General features: G+C 43.6%; 17 protein-coding genes and 2 other annotated features. All 17 genes read left to right on the top strand.

Annotated features, from left to right (window positions below; translation table 11 throughout):
• Positions 1 to 49: 49 nt before the first annotated feature.
• Positions 50 to 1,513: a glutamate--tRNA ligase gene (gltX, locus tag AZE41_RS01325; RefSeq protein ID WP_067204691.1), complete on the top strand. Its 1,464-nt coding sequence runs from the start codon at positions 50 to 52 to the stop codon at positions 1,511 to 1,513.
• 41 nt (positions 1,514 to 1,554) lie between these two features.
• Positions 1,555 to 1,772, top strand: a binding site (T-box leader).
• Positions 1,773 to 2,219: 447 nt separating this feature from the next.
• The gene (gene cysE, locus AZE41_RS01330) at positions 2,220 to 2,882 is read left to right on the top strand and encodes a serine O-acetyltransferase (protein WP_067204694.1); all 663 of its coding nucleotides are present in this window, start codon (positions 2,220 to 2,222) and stop codon (positions 2,880 to 2,882) included.
• Positions 2,879 to 4,279 carry a cysteine--tRNA ligase gene (cysS, locus tag AZE41_RS01335; RefSeq protein ID WP_067204697.1) on the top strand — a complete coding sequence of 467 codons (1,401 nt, stop codon included), beginning with the start codon at positions 2,879 to 2,881 and terminating at the stop codon, positions 4,277 to 4,279. Before cysE ends, cysS begins: the two co-directional genes overlap by 4 nt.
• The gene (locus AZE41_RS01340; RefSeq protein WP_067204700.1) at positions 4,276 to 4,707 is read left to right on the top strand and encodes a Mini-ribonuclease 3; all 432 of its coding nucleotides are present in this window, start codon (positions 4,276 to 4,278) and stop codon (positions 4,705 to 4,707) included. The genes cysS and AZE41_RS01340 overlap by 4 nt, the downstream gene beginning before the upstream one ends.
• Complete coding sequence (gene rlmB, locus AZE41_RS01345) at positions 4,704 to 5,480, top strand: 23S rRNA (guanosine(2251)-2'-O)-methyltransferase RlmB (protein ID WP_067204702.1); 777 nt, start codon at positions 4,704 to 4,706, stop codon at positions 5,478 to 5,480. The genes AZE41_RS01340 and rlmB overlap by 4 nt, the downstream gene beginning before the upstream one ends.
• Positions 5,477 to 5,992, top strand: coding sequence for an NYN domain-containing protein (locus tag AZE41_RS01350; protein WP_067204704.1), 516 nt, complete (start codon positions 5,477 to 5,479; stop codon positions 5,990 to 5,992). The genes rlmB and AZE41_RS01350 overlap by 4 nt, the downstream gene beginning before the upstream one ends.
• 74 nt (positions 5,993 to 6,066) lie before the next feature.
• Positions 6,067 to 6,714, top strand: coding sequence for an RNA polymerase sporulation sigma factor SigH (gene sigH / locus AZE41_RS01355; protein ID WP_197485353.1), 648 nt, complete (start codon positions 6,067 to 6,069; stop codon positions 6,712 to 6,714).
• A gap of 198 nt (positions 6,715 to 6,912) precedes the next feature.
• Complete coding sequence (gene rpmG, locus AZE41_RS21985) at positions 6,913 to 7,062, top strand: 50S ribosomal protein L33 (protein ID WP_082786457.1); 150 nt, start codon at positions 6,913 to 6,915, stop codon at positions 7,060 to 7,062.
• Between the two features lie 52 nt (positions 7,063 to 7,114).
• Complete coding sequence (gene secE, locus AZE41_RS01360; RefSeq protein WP_067204707.1) at positions 7,115 to 7,300, top strand: preprotein translocase subunit SecE; 186 nt, start codon at positions 7,115 to 7,117, stop codon at positions 7,298 to 7,300.
• 164 nt (positions 7,301 to 7,464) lie between these two features.
• The gene (gene nusG, locus AZE41_RS01365; protein WP_067213799.1) at positions 7,465 to 7,998 is read left to right on the top strand and encodes a transcription termination/antitermination protein NusG; all 534 of its coding nucleotides are present in this window, start codon (positions 7,465 to 7,467) and stop codon (positions 7,996 to 7,998) included.
• A 168-nt stretch (positions 7,999 to 8,166) separates the two neighbouring features.
• A complete protein-coding gene (gene rplK / locus AZE41_RS01370) occupies positions 8,167 to 8,592 on the top strand; it encodes a 50S ribosomal protein L11 (protein WP_067204710.1) in 426 nt (141 codons plus the stop codon).
• A gap of 120 nt (positions 8,593 to 8,712) precedes the next feature.
• Entirely contained in the window at positions 8,713 to 9,414 is a 702-nt protein-coding gene (rplA, locus tag AZE41_RS01375) for a 50S ribosomal protein L1 (protein ID WP_067204712.1), read from the top strand.
• Positions 9,415 to 9,456: 42 nt separating this feature from the next.
• Positions 9,457 to 9,604, top strand: a sequence feature (ribosomal protein L10 leader region).
• A gap of 31 nt (positions 9,605 to 9,635) precedes the next feature.
• Positions 9,636 to 10,136 (top strand): 50S ribosomal protein L10, encoded by a 501-nt coding sequence (gene rplJ, locus AZE41_RS01380; protein ID WP_067204715.1) that lies wholly within the window; start codon positions 9,636 to 9,638, stop codon positions 10,134 to 10,136.
• 67 nt (positions 10,137 to 10,203) lie between these two features.
• On the top strand, positions 10,204 to 10,563 hold the full coding sequence (rplL, locus tag AZE41_RS01385) for a 50S ribosomal protein L7/L12 (RefSeq protein ID WP_067204716.1): 360 nt from the start codon (positions 10,204 to 10,206) through the stop codon (positions 10,561 to 10,563).
• A gap of 154 nt (positions 10,564 to 10,717) precedes the next feature.
• A complete protein-coding gene (locus tag AZE41_RS01390; RefSeq protein WP_067204719.1) occupies positions 10,718 to 11,320 on the top strand; it encodes a class I SAM-dependent methyltransferase in 603 nt (200 codons plus the stop codon).
• Positions 11,321 to 11,550: 230 nt separating this feature from the next.
• A complete protein-coding gene (rpoB, locus tag AZE41_RS01395; RefSeq protein ID WP_067204721.1) occupies positions 11,551 to 15,084 on the top strand; it encodes a DNA-directed RNA polymerase subunit beta in 3,534 nt (1,177 codons plus the stop codon).
• Positions 15,085 to 15,213: 129 nt separating this feature from the next.
• On the top strand, positions 15,214 to 18,801 hold the full coding sequence (rpoC, locus tag AZE41_RS01400) for a DNA-directed RNA polymerase subunit beta' (protein ID WP_067204724.1): 3,588 nt from the start codon (positions 15,214 to 15,216) through the stop codon (positions 18,799 to 18,801).
• Positions 18,802 to 18,844 lie beyond the last annotated feature (43 nt).

The raw sequence follows: 18,844 nt of genomic DNA on the forward strand, positions 1-18,844 counted from the left end.
AAGTGGTAAAATAGCAAACAGTAGTAAAATCAGATTGGAGAGAATTCATATGACTTCAGAAGTACGCGTACGTTACGCGCCAAGTCCAACCGGCCATTTACATATTGGGGGGGCACGGACAGCGCTTTTTAATTATCTTTTTGCACGTAACCACGGTGGGAAATTCATTGTTCGAATCGAGGATACAGATACTGAGCGTAATATCGAAGCGGGAGAACTTTCTCAACTTGAAAACTTAAAATGGCTTGGCATCGATTACGATGAATCAGTCGACATTGGTGGTCCATACGGTCCCTATCGCCAAATGGAACGTCTTGACCTTTATACAAAATATGGTCAAGAGATGTTGGAAAGCGGTCATGCTTATAAATGTTTCTGTACATCAGACGAACTAGAAGCAGAGCGCGAAACGCAGAAGGCTGCTGGAATTGCGGCGCCAATGTACGGTGGTAAATGCCGGAATTTAAGTGCAGAAGAAGCGGCAGCAAAAGAAGCTGCTGGACTTACACATACTATTCGCATGCGTGTACCAGAAAACGTAACGTATAAAGTGGAAGACTTAGTTCGTGGAACCGTATCATTCGAATCTAAAGACGTCGGCGACTGGGTTCTTGTAAAAGCGAATGGCATCCCGACTTATAACTTTGCGGTTGTTATCGATGATCATTTGATGAAAATCAGCCATGTATTCCGCGGTGAAGAACATTTGACGAATACACCAAAACAATTGATGATTTTTGACGTCTTTGGCTGGCAGTCTCCGCAATACGGCCACATGACACTCATCGTCAACGAAGACCGTAAAAAACTTTCGAAACGTGATGAATCGATCATTCAATTCATCTCTCAATATAAAGATCTTGGGTATCTACCTGAAGCAATGTTCAACTTCTTTGCGCTGCTTGGCTGGTCGCCGGGTGGAGAAGAGGAGATTTTCACACACGAAGAACTTATCAAGATGTTCGACGTAAGCCGTCTATCTAAATCCCCTTCCATGTTCGATAAACAAAAACTGACATGGACGAACAATCAATACGTGAAAAAGATGAATCTTGAAGAAGTAATTGATTTTGCATTGCCACATCTGCAAGATGCCGGTCTCATTAATAAAGAAATGACTGAGTCAGAAGCTGCATGGGCACATGATTTAATCGCTCTTTATCAGGATCAGTTAAGCTTTGGCGCGGAAATTGTTGAATTATCTGCCCAGTTTTTCGATCACGAGATTGAATATGATGAAGAATCCCAAGCTGTACTCGCTGGGGAGCAAGTGCCTGAGGTAATGGCTGCATTCAAAGAAAAGCTGGAAGAGCTAGAAACATTCGATGCTGCATCTATTAAAGACGCGATTAAAGCAGTCCAAAAGGAAACGGGCCATAAAGGGAAAAACTTATTTATGCCGATTCGTGTTGTAACAACTGGTCAAATGCATGGACCTGAATTACAGGCATCTATTGCATTGATTGGGAAAGAAAAAACAATTGAACGAGTCGCTAAATACGCAAAACAATAACGTTGACTTTCATCGTTTGAAATGTAAAATGAAAGTTAATAACTAAACCGTAGAAAAGGATAAGTACACATTGCAAGCTCTTCAGAGAGGATCATCATCGGCTGTAAATGATCTGTGCCTCTGTAATGTGGAAATGCCCCTTTGAGTGCCGTGCCGAAAGTGTAAGTAGGCCGGACGCACCGCCAGCGTTATAGGCGTCAAGCGGGAAGGCCAACACCTTCCAAGCGGAGTGGAACCGCGCATTCAATGCGTCTCTGTCATTTATTTGACGGGGACGTATTTTTTTTATGAGAAAAGCGAAATCGGCCGTGTAGATGCGACAGGCATAAGACGGACCTGCGAAGCGGAGCACTATCCCGCGTAGTAGGGCTGGCTTATGACCCGAGCATTTGGTCGATGTAGCTAGACAAGAAAAGCGGAAGCGGCCTTTACAAATGAACGCAGCTTAAGTGCGCCACTTAAGAGGAAGGCAGTCTAAAATCGCGACGTCCTGTCGCAACGACTGCATGACCAGCTTCATGCTGGCCTTGGCAACAAAGAGGGATGTAGTTCAATCCCTCTCCACTGCATGACCTACATCCTGTAGGCCCGTGACAGGCATAAGACGGACCTGCGAAGCGGAGCACTATCCCGCGTAGTAGGGCTGGCTTATGACCCGAGCATTTGGTCGCTGGAGTTAGACACAGAAATTATAGGGGGGAACGAGTTGTTTCAGAGAATGAAAGAAGACGTTCGATGTATATTTGAACAGGACCCGGCAGCACGTACTGTTTTTGAAGTTGTTCTAACTTACTCAGGTTTACACGCATTATGGTCTCATCGTATTGCACATGCTTTATATAAGCGGAAGTTGTTGTTTTTGGCACGGCTCGTTTCGCAAATTAGCCGATTTTTCACAGGTATTGAAATTCATCCTGGTGCAAAAATAGGGCGTAGGTTTTTCATAGATCATGGAATGGGTGTTGTAATTGGGGAAACATGTGAAATCGGCAACGACGTCACTATTTACCAAGGCGTGACTCTTGGTGGTACAGGTAAAGAAAGCGGCAAGCGGCATCCGACACTTCATGATAATGTACTTGTTGCATCGGGTGCTAAAGTGCTCGGTTCCATAACAATCGGTGAAGGTAGTAAAGTAGGAGCGGGTTCAGTTGTCCTGAAAGACGTCCCGCCGGAATCGACGGTTGTAGGTATTCCGGGGAAAGTCGTCATTTCGAACGGTGTTAGAGTGAAGAGTAAACATGATCACCGTGACATGCCGGATCCTGTGGCAGATAGATGCCAGACACTTGAAGATGAAATTAGTGAATTGAAAAATAGGCTCGAACATTTAAATGTTTCCAAAGTAAAGGAAGGAGATTTATCATGACAATTCAAATTTACAATACGCTGACACGCAAAAAAGAGCCTTTCATTCCATTGGAAGAGGGCAAAGTAAAAATGTACGTTTGCGGTCCCACTGTTTACAACTACATTCATATCGGAAATGCGCGTCCGGTTATCGCTTTTGATACAGTGAGACGCTACCTTGAATATCGAGGGTATGATGTAACGTACGTTTCGAATTTCACGGACGTTGACGACAAGATTATTAAAGCGGCTAATGAACTAGGGGAAGAGGTCGGCGAGCTAACAGACCGCTTCATCGCTGCTTACTTTGAAGATGTTTCAGCGCTCGGTTGCGGTAAGGCTGACGTACATCCGCGTGTGACGGATCATATCGAAGACATCGTCAAATTCGTGAAAGTACTAATCGATAAAGGTTTCGCTTATGAATCGCAAGGGGATGTCTACTATCGTACGCAGAAATTTGAAGGCTACGGAAAGTTGTCCCACCAATCGACGGATGAGTTGAAGGTCGGTGCACGTATCGAAGAGGGCATCAAGAAAGAAAATCCACTGGACTTTGCCTTATGGAAAGCTGCTAAGGCTGGCGAAATTTCATGGGAAAGTCCATGGGGATTGGGCCGTCCGGGCTGGCATATCGAATGTTCTGTTATGGCAAGAGAACACCTTGGCGATACAATAGATATTCACGCAGGTGGCCAAGATTTAACGTTTCCACATCATGAAAATGAAATTGCGCAATCCGAAGCGATGACAGGCAAACAATTTGCGCGCTATTGGATGCACAATGGTTACATTAATATCGACAACGAAAAAATGTCTAAATCACTTGGCAATTTTGTTCTTGTGAATGATATTAGGAAGCAGATTGATCCGAAAGTACTTCGCTTCTTTATATTGTCAGTTCATTACAGACACCCAGTCAATTTCTCGCAAGATCTTGTTGTCAGTGCAGAGAATGGACTTGCGCGTATCCGTACAGCGTACAATAATTTGAAGCACCGACTTGCGACGTCTGCGGATCTCGGCGATCAGAAAGATATCTGGATTCATAAAGTGGATGAAATCAAGAACGACTTTGAAGTGGCAATGGATGATGACTTTAACACAGCAAACGCTATCGCATCGGTATTCGAATTAGCGAAACTGGCAAACGTCTATTTAGTAGAAAAAAACACACAATCCGATGTGCTAGAGCATTTCATCCGCACATTTGACGGACTACTGACGGTTCTTGGATTGCCGATGGACGAAGAAACAGGACTGTTGGATGAAGATGTCGAAGCGTTAATCGAAGAACGACTCGAAGCTCGCCGTAACAAAGACTTCAAGCGTTCGGATGAAATTCGTGATGAATTGAAAGCGCAAGGTATCATTCTAGAAGATACAGCACAAGGCATGCGCTGGAAAAGAGGATGAGCAACGTATATAACTTACGTGATATAGATGTGAAACAAATAAAAGCACTGGCTCTTGCCTACATGGGCGACGCGGTGTACGAACAGGCGATACGGGAGCACCTTTTGCGTTCGGGGCGTGTAAAACCGAATGTGCTGCACAGAGAAGCAACGCATTATGTCTCCGCGAAATCACAGGCAGCTACACTCAAGATGATGCAGGCATCAGGCTTTCTGACGGAAGAAGAAGAGGCGGTCATGAGACGTGGCCGCAATGCGAAATCTGGTTCAGTACCTAAAAATACGGATGTCGTAACGTACAATTACAGTTCAGGCTTTGAAGCGGTCATCGGTTATTCACACTTATTAGGAAGAACAGAACGCGTGCAAGAAATAATCAGTGAGGCAATTCGATTTATTGAAATGCCGAAGGAGGAAGAGTCAAAATGAATGAACATGAAAACGAAAATGAAGTTGAATCTGAATTAATCGGCGGGAAAAATCCAATTGTAGAAGCACTGCGCTCGGGTAGGGAATTAAATAAGATATGGGTTGCTGAAGGACTTAATATGAAAAGCATCGGTGAAATCCTATCGTTGGCAAAAAAAGCAGGAATTATCGTGCAGGCGGTCCCGAAACAAAAGTTGGATGGTTTGCTTGATGTAAATCACCAAGGGATTGTCGCTTCGGTTGCGGCTTACGAATATGCGGAACTCGAAGATCTATTTACTGTTGCAACCGAGCGTGGAGAAGATCCATTGTTCCTTATTCTTGATGAACTTGAAGATCCTCATAATCTGGGCTCCATATTACGGACAGCTGACGCGTCGGGTGTTCACGGAGTCATTATACCAAAACGCCGTGCTGTCGGGTTGACGGGTGTTGTTGCAAAGTCATCCACTGGTGCAATCGAACATATCCCTGTCGTGCGTGTGAACAATCTTTCGCAAACGGTGGAGGACCTGAAAAAACGTGGTGTTTGGATTGCGGGGACAGATGCTGCTAAATCGGTGGATTACAGACTAATGGATGCGACTCTTCCACTTGCTATCATTATTGGAAGTGAAGGGAAAGGAATGTCGCGTATTTTGAAAGAGAAATGCGATTTCCTCTATCATTTACCGATGGTTGGGCATGTTACATCATTGAACGCGTCTGTAGCAGCCTCCCTTCTTATGTACGAGGTACTGCGCAAGCGTCAACCGCATACTTCTGGCAGATGACAACAGATATACTCCTAGTCGATGGTTACAATATCATCGGAGCATGGGAGGAACTGGGCGGGATGAAGCGGAAAAAGCTCGCAGATGCACGTGACCGTTTGATCGAAAGAATGGCAGAGTACAAGGCGCATACAGGGTGGCGGGTCATTATTATTTTTGATGCGCATCTTGTGCCAGGTATTGAAAAAAAGAAACGGCATCACAATGTTGAGATTGTCTTTACTCGGGAAAAAGAAACAGCTGATGAAAGAATTGAAAAGCTCGTCTCTGAATTGAAGGGGAGACGGGTACAAATTCATGTAGCTACATCAGATTTGACAGAACAATGGGTCATTTTTGCGCATGGTGCACTCCGAAAGTCAGCTCGTGAGCTAGAACTTGAAGTAAATAAAATCGATGATCTCATTACGGCAAAAGTGAAGGCAATCCAAGGGCAGCGGCCGCTTTCGAAGATTCCTTTAACTGACGAAGTTGCTGAAATATTTGAAAAATGGCGACGTGGAATGAAATGAACGGTTGACGTAAAAATTTCCCATACGGTATACTTGTTATATAATAGTGATAACGAACCGGGGTGATCCAGGTGGTGGAGAAAACATACGTTGAAGGCAGCATATCGGATTTCACCGGATTATCCGACGGGGAAATCATAGCAGTCATCCACGAAGGCAACACGGATGCGCTTAATTTCCTTATTAGGAAGTACCAATCTTTTGTTAGATTGAAAGCGCGCTCATACTTTCTTATCGGTGGAGACCGGGAAGATATCATTCAAGAAGGTATGATCGGCCTGTACAAAGCAATTCGTGATTTTAAAGAGGATCGATTGAGTTCATTCAAGGCGTTTGCGGAACTTTGCATCACGCGGCAGATTATCACGGCTATTAAAACTGCGACAAGGCAGAAGCATATCCCGCTTAATACGTCGGTGTCATTGGACAAGCCGGTATTTGACGAAGAGTCCGATCGCACATTGCTCGACGTAATAGCCGGGCCAGTATTGGATGATCCGGAAGGCCTCATGATTCACAGGGAAGATTTTGTTCAAATGGAAGATGAAATGAACAAAGTACTAAGTGGTCTTGAGAAGCAAGTACTGGCACTGTACTTAGACGGCCAGTCTTATCAGGAAATTTCCGAGGAGCTAAACAGGCAAGTTAAGTCTGTAGACAATGCGCTTCAGAGGATAAAACGTAAACTCGAGCGGTATATGCAAGTTGATACAGTGCGGTAGACGTCCATTTCCCTTGTATTGACATCATGAATGGTAGATGGTACCCTTTAGCAAGACTATGAGAAGATGTTCAAGAAGTCAGGGGACATAAGGTTGCAGCACTATTTATCAGCTTTTATCTCTGCTCCTAGCGCATTTTAACATGCGTTACCTCGACTCTTTTCGGATTTAGAACATTGAGTCGTAAGGGGTGAGGGAATGTCTAAAAAAATTATTTTAAGTTGCGATACATGCGGATCACGAAACTATTCCGTGCCGGCACGGAAAGATAAGCCAACAGAACGTTTGTCGATTAAAAAGTTTTGCAGGCATTGCAATGCACATACATTGCATAGGCAAACGGCATGAAGCGGTTAGTTAGGAAGCAGGATCATACTTATATTCGGAGGTTTACGGTATAATGAGCAAGTTAACTGGTTTTTTCAAAGACGTTGGCTCGGAAATGAGAAAAGTCAGCTGGCCGAGACGTAAAGAATTAACGCGTTACACAATTGTTGTTCTTTCGACAGTCGTTTTCATGGCAGTCTACTTCGGACTTGTTGACCTTGGCATTTCACGAGTGTTGGAATGGTACATTGCGTTATAATAAAAGCACTATAAATATTCCCCTTGAAAAATATCCCGTCTGACAGTATGAACGGGATTTTTCAATTGCCTAAACTCCAGCGTCTCTTTAATCCAGGCGCTTGCGTTTTTATTTAATTGTAGGGAAAAAGGAGGGACGGACGTTTAGTCCTCGTCACTATGGATATGGAAAAAAAATGGTACGTCGTTCATACGTACTCCGGTTATGAGAATAAGGTGAAAGCCAATCTGGAAAAACGTGTTGAAACGATGGGTATGTCTGACAAGATATTCCGAGTTGTCATCCCGGAAGAAGAAGAAACGGATTTCAAAGATGGTAAAAAACGCACGGTCCTGAAAAAGACGTTCCCAGGTTATGTTCTTGTGGAAATTATTATGACGGACGATTCCTGGTATGTTGTACGTAACACACCGGGCGTGACGGGTTTCATCGGTTCGTCAGGCGGCGGCGCAAAACCGACACCGCTACTTCCTGAAGAAGTCGAATTCATCCTCAAACAAATGGGTGTTAAAGAGCGTAAAGTTGAAATTGACTTCGCGCTTGGCGAAATGGTTGAAGTACTTGAAGGACCATTTGCGAACTTCCAAGGTAAAGTGGAAGAAATTGATGAAGATAAAGGTAAAGTGAAAGTATCTGTCGATATGTTCGGCCGAGAGACAAATATGGAACTCGACTTCGAACAAGTACAAAAAATATAAACGTTTACCACTTGCATATATCGTGAAATAGTGGTATCATTTCAAAGGTCAGACTGTAAACAAATGGTCTGGACGAACTATCAAATTCTACCGACGTAAGTCGGCAGGCACATATGAGTGGGAGGGGCAACCCTATTACCACATCACGGACTTAAGGAGGTGTGTCTCGTGGCTAAAAAAGTCATTAAGGTTGTTAAATTGCAAATTCCTGCAGGGAAAGCGAATCCGGCTCCGCCAGTTGGACCGGCGTTAGGACAAGCAGGTGTGAACATCATGGGATTCTGTAAAGAATTCAATGCGCGTACTGCAGATCAAGCAGGTCTTATTATTCCTGTTGAAATCTCTGTATTCGAAGACCGTTCATTTACTTTTATTACAAAAACTCCACCGGCAGCAGTTTTGCTGAAGGTTGCAGCTAATCTTACAAAAGGTTCAGGTGAACCGAATAAAAAGAAAGTTGCTACTGTGAAACGTGATAAAGTTCGCGAAATAGCAGAACAAAAGATGGAAGATTTAAACGCGGCGTCAGTTGAAGCAGCGATGGCAATGGTTGAAGGTACTGCTCGCAGTATGGGAATCACGATCGAAGACTGATCTTGATTTTATAAATCAATAGTTGTTTGTAGTGGGGGTTGCGCTTGTTCTCCGGAGCGCGCAACCCTTATTCGTGGGAGGTTTAACCCGTTAAAACCACAATCGAGGAGGAAATATTAAATGGCTAAAAAAGGTAAAAAGTTCACAGAAGCTGCAAAGCTAGTTGAACACATGAAAGCATACGGCGCTACTGAAGCGATCGAACTTGCGAAAAAAACAAGCACAGTTAATTTCGACGCAACTGTCGAAGTTGCATTCCGTCTTGGAATCGACACTCGTAAAAATGACCAACAAATCCGTGGGGCAGTAGTACTTCCAAACGGTACTGGTAAAACTCAACGCGTTCTCGTTTTTGCTAAAGGCGAAAAACTTAAAGAAGCTGAAGCTGCTGGTGCAGACTATGCAGGCGATGCTGAATATATCGCTAAAATTCAATCAGGTTGGTTTGACTTTGACGTTATCGTTGCAACTCCTGACATGATGGGTGAAGTAGGGAAAATTGGTCGTGTTCTTGGACCAAAAGGACTTATGCCTAACCCGAAAACAGGTACAGTAACATTTGACGTAGCGAAAGCTGTAGCAGAAATCAAAGCAGGTAAAGTTGAATACCGTGCGGACAAAGCTGGAATCATCCACGCTCCAATCGGAAAAGTTTCATTCGACGATGCTAAACTTGCGGAAAACTTCGCAACTGTTTTTGAAACTGTTCTTAAAGCGAAACCAGCTACTGCAAAAGGAACATACATGAAGTCGGTTAACATTACGACGACAATGGGTCCTTCTGTAAAAGTTGATCCTTCAAGCGTAGCAGTAAATAAATAATATTGACAAACAGATAATCTTTTGATAAGATGATTTTTGTTGTGAATATAACCATTTGTACCGTAGACAGCAGGAGCGCATGCCGCTTAAATATTCCTGCCGAGGACAAGACGCTCTTTTTCTTTTAAAAGATGACGACTTTTCAGCCCTCAGTCTACTTAGGTAGATTGAGGGCTTTTCATACCGGTATAAGTGACCCAAACTTTTTAGGAGGTGTCCAAATGAGCACAGTATTAGAAGCTAAACAAGCAGTAGTTGGTGAAATTACTGATAAGTTGAAATCAGCAGCATCTGTTGTTGTTGTCGACTACCGTGGTCTGACTGTAGGTCAAGTTACGGAACTTCGTAAACAACTTCGTGAAGCAGGTATCGACTTCAAAGTTTATAAAAACTCGATGTCACGCCGTGCTGCTGAAGCTGCAGGACTTGAAGGGTTGAACGAACATCTAACAGGCCCTAATGCGATTGCATTTTCAAACGAAGACGTTGTTGCTCCTGCAAAAATCCTTAACGATTTTGCAAAGAAAAACGATAAGCTTGAAATTAAAGCTGGCGTAATCGAAGGTCTACTTGCATCAGAAGCAGACATTAAAGCATTGGCGGAACTTCCGTCACGCGAAGGTCTACTATCTATGCTTCTCAGCGTACTTCAAGCTCCAATGCGCAACTTTGCGCTTGCAACAAAAGCAGTTGCAGAGCAAAAAGAAGAACAAGGCGCTTAATAAAGCAGCCTGAAATACCACTTGCGGGTTAAGCCCGACAAAAAAAGAATATTAGGAGGAAATTATAATGACTAAAGAAAACATCCTTGAAGCGATCAAAGAAATGACAGTACTTGAACTAAACGACCTTGTAAAAGCAATCGAAGAAGAGTTTGGCGTAACTGCTGCTGCACCTGTTGCAATGGCTGGTGCTGGTGCTGCTGCTGAAGAAGAGCAAACTGAATTCGAAGTAATTCTTACTGCTGCTGGACAAGAAAAAATCAAAGTTATCAAAGCAGTTCGCGAAATTACAGGCCTTGGCTTGAAAGAAGCGAAAGCAGTTGTTGATGAAGCTCCAAAAGCAATCAAAGAAGGCGTAACTAAAGATGAAGCTGAAGAAATCAAAGCGAAGCTTGAAGCTGTAGGCGCAAGCGTCGAAGTTAAGTAATTTTTGAATAATGAAGAAAAGCTTGTCGGATTTGGGCAAGCTTTTCTTCGTTTTTTTATCTGAACTTGTGACAAGCAGGTCATCGAACCGATAGTGTACGTAAGCTATCTTATTTTTTTGCGTTTCAAGTCTCTATACGAGGGGGAAGACTGGTATGTCTGAACATTACTACTCGGAAAATCCGAAAGTGAAGAGTGATCCAAAAGAATGGTCTGCAGAGTTACGCGGAAAAACATTTCGATTTAAAACGGATGCTGGCGTGTTTAGTAAAGGTGAAGTGGATTTCGGTTCGCAACTTTTAGCTGAGGCTTTTGTCTTGCCGGAAACGGAAGGTTTAATTCTCGATATTGGTTGTGGGTATGGTCCAATTGGTTTATCGATTGCCGCATCTTTTCCGGAACGGAGCGTTCACATGGTCGACGTGAATGAACGTGCACTCGCTCTTGCTGCGCATAATGCAAAACAAAACGGCATTTCAAATGCAGAGATTTATCCAAGTGATGCATTATCCGATGTCACGGCAGAGGGGTTTGCTGCAATTTTGACGAATCCGCCTATCCGTGCAGGAAAAGAGACGGTATTCAAATTTTACGAAGGCGCTTTTTCGAAACTTAAAGTTGGCGGTGAGTTGTGGATCGTCATTCAAAAGAAACAGGGTGCACCTTCGACGATAGATTGTTTAACAGGGCTTTTCGGCAATGTTGAGACAGTCGTTAAGAAGAAGGGTTATTATATTTTAAGAGTCGAAAAAAATTGACTCGATAGTATTGATATGGTAATGTTATAAAATGCATAAATTATTATAGTGCGGTCGTATGCCCTTTTGCATGAATAATGGAAATGAAAGGCATACTGACAATGTATAAAAGATGGTAAAACCGAAAATGAGCTCTTGCCAGAACTCGTTTTCTTTTTGTTTTTTCGATATCATACACTATTTTTGTGGTTTCGCAAAGAACTAATATTGTTTTATAAGGGGTGAAAGAGTTGACAGGTCATTTAGTTCAGTATGGTCAACACCGTCAGCGGAGAAGTTTCGCACGGATCAGCGAAGTGCTCGATCTGCCGAATCTGATTGAAATCCAGACGGCATCTTATGAGTGGTTCTTAGAAGAAGGACTGCTGGATATGTTCCGCGATATTTCTCCGATTCAAGACTTTACGGGAAATCTATCGTTGGAGTTCATCGATTATACTCTTGGGGATCCTAAATACCCTGTAGAGGAATCGAAAGAGCGTGATGTAACGTTTGCAGCGCCGCTACGTGTAAAAGTTCGTCTCCACAATAAAGAGACGGAAGAAGTAAAAGAGCAAGATGTCTTTATGGGTGATTTCCCGCTCATGACAGAAAATGGTACATTTGTTATTAATGGTGCGGAGAGGGTAATTGTCTCCCAGCTCGTCCGGTCTCCAAGTGTTTATTACAGTGATAAAACGGACAAAAACGGTAAACGTGGTTTCGGTGCAACTGTTATTCCGAATCGCGGTGCTTGGCTTGAGTATGAAACAGATGCAAAAGATGTTGTTCACGTCCGCATTGATCGGACACGTAAGTTGCCAGTTACAGTACTCCTTCGTGCACTCGGATTCTCATCCGACCAGGAAATCATTGATTTAATCGGTGATAATGAGTATTTGCGCAACACACTTGAAAAGGACAACACTGAAAGCTCTGAAAAAGCATTGCTTGAGATATACGAACGTCTTCGTCCAGGTGAGCCACCAACACTAGATAGCGCGAAGAACCTTTTGTTCTCACGATTTTTTGATGCAAAACGGTATGATTTAGCGAATGTAGGTCGCTATAAGATGAATAAGAAGCTTCATGCACAAAATCGCTTGTTCAACCAGGTTGTCGCTGAAACACTTGTCGACCCTGAAACTGGTGAAATTCTGCTTGAAAAAGACCAACTCATCGATCGCCGTGCATTGGACCGTCTTCTTCCGCATTTGGAAAAAGGAATCGGTTTCGAAGAGATCACTCATGCAAGTGGAGTTCTTGACGAAAAAATAACAATCCAGTCCATCAAAATTTATTCTCCGAAAAGTGAAGAAAAACAAGTAATCAACGTAATATCGAACGCGTATGTCGATGATTCTATCAAGCATGTAACGCCGGCAGATATCGTTGCTTCAATTAGTTATTTCTTCAACCTTCTTCATGGTGTGGGTAACACGGATGATATCGATCATCTCGGTAACCGTCGTCTACGTTCAGTGGGTGAACTTCTTCAAAACCAGTTCCGTATCGGGCTTTCTCGTATGGAACGTGTCGTAAAAGAACGTATGTCCATTAATGATACGCAGTCAATCGTACCGCAACAGCTGATTAATATTCGCCCCGTTATCGCATCTATTAAAGAGTTCTTTGGTAGTTCTCAACTTTCTCAGTTCATGGATCAGACGAATCCGCTTGCCGAATTAACACATAAACGCAGGCTGTCTGCACTTGGACCTGGTGGTTTGACAAGGGAACGTGCAGGAATGGAAGTACGTGACGTGCATTACTCCCATTACGGACGTATGTGTCCAATTGAAACACCAGAGGGACCGAATATCGGACTGATTAACTCACTCTCTACGTTTGCGAAAGTGAATAAGTTCGGATTTATTGAAACGCCATATCGAAAAGTTGATCCTATCTCTGGTCGGGTCACTTCTAGAATCGATTACTTGACTGCGGATGTAGAAGATAATTACGTCGTAGCACAAGCAAACGCAATACTTGCTGAAGATGGTTCTTTTGTTAGTGAAGGAGTCGTCGGTCGTTTCCAAGGGGATAACACTGTCTTTAAACGCGAACAAATTGACTACATGGACGTTTCGCCTAAACAAGTAGTTTCTGCGGCAACAGCATGTATTCCATTCCTTGAGAATGATGACTCGAACCGTGCCCTTATGGGAGCGAACATGCAACGTCAAGCAGTCCCTCTTCTCAATCCGGAATCACCTTTCGTAGGAACTGGTATGGAACACATATCAGCACGCGATTCAGGTGCAGCTGTACTTGCGAAGTTTGATGGAATTGTCGAACATGTCGAGGCTAGAGAAATTCGTGTTCGTCGTATTGAAACAGTTGATGGAAAAGAAGTAAAAGGCGATCTTACAATATACCGTCTTGAAAACTTTATCCGTTCGAACCAAGGGACATGTTATAACCAACGTCCAATTTGTAGTGTAGGGGATCGCGTTAAACCTCTTGATATTCTTGCAGATGGTCCTTCAATGGAGCAAGGAGAGCTAGCGCTTGGTCGTAACGTTCTGATGGCATTTATGACATGGGACGGCTACAACTATGAAGATGCAATAATCATGAGCGAACGTCTTGTGAAAGATGATGTCTATACTTCGGTCCATATCGAAGAATACGAATCTGAAGCGAGAGATACGAAACTTGGTCCTGAAGAAATTACGCGCGACATTCCGAACGTTGGTGAAGATTCGCTTCGTAACTTGGACGACCGTGGAATTATTCGTATCGGAGCCGAAGTTCGTGATGGTGATATTCTTGTTGGGAAAGTGACTCCGAAAGGCGTAACTGAACTGACTGCTGAAGAAAGACTTTTACATGCTATTTTTGGTGAAAAAGCACGTGAAGTCCGTGATACATCCCTCAAAGTACCGCATGGCGCGGGTGGGATCGTTCTAGATGTGAAAGTATTTAATCGTGAAGATGGCGATGAATTGCCACCGGGCGTTAACCAATTGGTCCGCGCATACATCGTTCAAAAACGGAAAATTTCCGTTGGGGACAAAATGGCTGGACGTCACGGAAACAAAGGGGTTATTTCCCGCATCTTACCTGAAGCGGATATGCCTTATTTACCGGACGGCACACCAATTGACCTCATGCTTAACCCGCTTGGTGTTCCATCACGTATGAACATCGGACAGGTTCTTGAAATGCATCTTGGCATGGCATCTCGTACTCTCGGCATCCATATGGCGTCTCCTGTATTTGATGGGGCGAACGAACAGGATGTTTGGGAAACGATGGAAGAAGCCGGGATGGATCGTGACGGAAAAACTATTCTGTATGACGGTCGTTCAGGAGAAGCTTTCGATAACCGTGTATCAGTCGGTGTCATGTATATTATCAAACTGGCCCACATGGTCGACGATAAACTTCACGCCCGTTCAACAGGACCATACTCTCTCGTCACACAGCAACCACTGGGCGGTAAAGCTCAGTTCGGTGGGCAACGTTTCGGTGAGATGGAAGTGTGGGCACTCGAAGCCTATGGGGCAGCTTATACGCTTCAAGAGATTCTGACTGTGAAGTCGGATGACGTCGTAGGACGCGTGAAGACGTACGAAGCGATTGTTAAAGGTGAAAGTGTTCCACAACCAGGTGTTCCAGAATCCTTTAAAGTTCTTATAAAAGAACTTCAAAGTCTTGGTTTGGATGTTAAGATGCTATCGATTGATTTTGAAGAAATCGAGTTACGCGATCTTGATGAAGACGATGATATGCAACCAACAGATGCTTTGAATCTTATAAAAGAAAATCAGCCTGTTTGATTAGCCTAGTGAATGATATAAATGAATCTAAGGGGAAATTAACGTTTTCCCCTTTATCTTTTGAATATAAAGTGTGCGCTTGCTCGGAAAAGCCAATTGCAGCGATAAGACTAGAGGGAGGTAGGCTCCTTGATAGATGTAAACAATTTTGAGTATATGAAGATAGGGCTTGCTTCATCTGATAAGATCCGTTCATGGTCATATGGTGAAGTGAAAAAGCCGGAAACAATTAACTACCGAACATTGAAACCCGAAAAAGATGGTCTGTTCTGTGAACGTATTTTTGGACCTACAAAAGATTGGGAATGTCATTGCGGAAAGTATAAACGCGTTCGTTATAAAGGCGTCGTTTGTGACCGTTGTGGAGTAGAGGTGACGCGTCAAAAAGTCCGCCGTGAACGTATGGGACATATTGAACTAGCAGCTCCAGTTACACATATTTGGTACTTCAAAGGAATTCCAAGCCGAATGGGTCTTATCCTTGATATGACACCACGTGCTCTGGAGGAAATTATCTATTTCGCGTCTTATGTAGTCGTTGACCCTGCGGATACTCCGCTTGAAAGAAAGCAACTGCTTTCTGAACGGGAATACCGTATCTACCGCGAAAAGTATGGTTCTAAATTCCAAGCGCTCATGGGCGCTGAAGCAATTGAACGTCTTCTTGCAGCTATCGATCTTGAAAAAGAGATGGAGTTCTTGAAAGAAGAATTGAAAACAGTTCAAGGGCAACGTCGTACGCGTGCAATCAGGCGCCTAGAGGTTGTTGAAGCTTTCCGTAACTCGGGCAATAAGCCTGAATGGATGGTTCTTGAAGTGTTACCAGTCATCCCGCCGGAGCTTCGCCCGATGGTCCAACTTGATGGTGGACGATTTGCAACATCCGACTTGAACGACCTGTACCGAAGGGTCATCAACCGGAACAACAGATTGAAACGCCTATTAGATTTAGGAGCACCAGGAATCATTGTTCAGAATGAGAAGCGGATGCTGCAAGAAGCAGTCGATGCGCTCATCGATAATGGTCGTCGTGGCCGTCCGGTTACAGGACCTGGTAACCGTCCATTGAAATCCCTTTCTCATATGTTGAAAGGTAAGCAAGGACGTTTCCGTCAAAACTTACTAGGAAAACGTGTTGACTATTCTGGTCGTTCCGTTATCGTCGTAGGACCTAACCTGAAAATGTATCAGTGTGGTCTGCCGAAAGAGATGGCGATTGAACTGTTTAAACCGTTTGTTATGAAAGAACTCGTTGAACGAGGTCTTGCGCACAACATTAAGAGTGCCAAACGTAAAATTGAACGCCTCCATTCAGAAGTTTGGGACGTTCTTGAAGAAGTCATCAAGGAGCATCCGGTCTTATTGAACCGTGCCCCGACTCTTCACCGACTTGGTATTCAAGCATTCGAACCAATCCTTGTAGAAGGACGTGCGATTACGCTTCACCCACTGGTTTGTACAGCTTATAACGCTGACTTTGATGGTGACCAAATGGCAGTCCACGTTCCGTTATCCGCAGAAGCACAAGCGGAAGCGCGTCTACTTATGCTAGCAGCACAAAACATTTTGAACCCGAAAGACGGAAAACCAGTCGTTACGCCTTCTCAGGATATGGTTTTAGGAAACTATTACCTTACACTGGAACGTAAAGGCGCGTCAGGAGAAGGTACTTCATTCCGTGATGCGGATGAAGCACTAATTGCTTATCATAACGGTTTCGTGCATCTTCATTCACGTATCGCTATTCAGGCAAGATCTTTGAATAATCCTACTTTCACTGAGGAACAGAATGCAAAACTTCTTATAACGACAGTCGGAAAAGTGATTTTCAACGAGATTCTGCCGAAATCGTTCCCGTATATTAACGAACCGTCAGACTTCAACTTGCAAATTGAAACACCAGACAAGTATTTTGTATCTGGAACTGTCAATATAAAAGAGCATGTTGCTGAACAGGAACTAATTGAACCGTTTAAGAAAAAAATCCTTGGAAATATCATTGCGGAGATCTTCAAACGTTTCCATATTACAGAAACGTCAAGAATGCTTGACCGCATGAAAAATCTTGGATTCAAATATTCTACTCGTGCAGGAATTACAATTGGTATATCCGACATTGTCGTTCTACCTAATAAAGATGATATCTTGCATGAAGCACAAGCAAAAGTGGATAAAGTGTTACAACAGTTCCGTCGTGGTCTCATTACAGAGGAAGAGCGATATGATCGCGTTATCTCTTACTGGAGCCATGCTAAGGATGTAATCCAAGACAAACTAATGGACTCACTTGACCACTCAAACCCGATTTATATGATGAGTGACTCGGGTGCCCGGGGTAACGCGTCAAACTTTACGCAGCTTGCTGGTATGCGTGGTCTGATGGCCAATCCGGCCGGTCGAATCATTGAACTACCAATCAAATCGTCATTCCGTGAAGGTCTGACAGTGCTTGAGTACTTCATCTCAACACACGGTGCTCGTAAAGGACTTGCGGATACTGCTCTTAAGACAGCCGACTCAGGTTACTTGACACGTCGACTTGTCGATGTTGCACAAGACGTAATTGTCCGTGAAGATGATTGTGGTACAGATCGCGGATTGGATATCGGAGCACTTATGGATGGAACGGAAGTAATCGAAGGTCTAGATGAACGTATCGAAGGCCGTCACACGAAGAAATCGATTTATCATCCTGAAACAGGCGCTTTGATTCTTAAACGAGATGGCTTGATTACTGCTGATGCAGCTCGTGCCATTTTGGATGCGGGACTTGAACAAATAACAATTCGTTCTGCGTTCACATGTAATACGAAACACGGCGTTTGTAAATTATGTTACGGCATTAACTTGGCAACAGGTGAAACAGTCGAGGTTGGTGAAGCGGTTGGTATTATCGCTGCACAATCTATCGGTGAGCCGGGTACACAGCTTACAATGCGTACGTTCCATACAGGTGGAGTTGCAGGGTCCGACATAACACAAGGTCTTCCACGTATCCAGGAAATTTTCGAATCGCGTAATCCTAAAGGGGTTGCAGTTATTTCGGAAATCAAAGGTCAAATCATTGAAATTGATGAAATACGTGAAGGTCAGAAAGAAATTACGATTGAAGGCGAAGTAGAAACGCGGAAATATCTGACGCCATACAACGCCCGTCTTAAAGTTGATGTCGGTGATATGATTGACCGAGGTGAAGTCATAACAGAAGGTTCTATCGATCCGAAAGAACTGATTGTTGTTAAAGACGTCGTTACCGTTCAAGTCTATCTCTTGAAAGAAGTTCAAAAAGTTTACCGTATGCAGGGTGTTGAAATCGGTGATAAGCACATTGAAGTAATGGTTCGCCAAATGCTTCGTAAAGTGCGCATCATCGAAGCAGGGGACACGGATCTATTGCCAGGTTCACTACTCGACATTCACCAATTCTCAGATGCGAATGCGGAAGTACTTAAAGTCAATAAAATTCCAGCGACTTGTCGTCCTGTTATTCTCGGTATTACGAAAGCTTCACTTGAAACGGAATCCTTCTTATCAGCAGCATCATTCCAAGAGACAACTCGTGTCTTGACAGATGCAGCTATTAAAGGGAAAACGGACGAGTTACTAGGCTTGAAAGAAAACGTTATTATCGGGAAACTTGTTCCAGCTGGAACAGGAATGCAGCGTTACCGTCATATTGTAATGGAACAAGAAAAAGAAAAAGCTACAACTAAGTAAGTTATGATTCTGTAACTTAAACTGAAAACGGGGGAATACGAAA

The organism is Sporosarcina psychrophila, assembly GCF_001590685.1.
GTDB lineage: Bacteria > Bacillota > Bacilli > Bacillales_A > Planococcaceae > Sporosarcina > Sporosarcina psychrophila.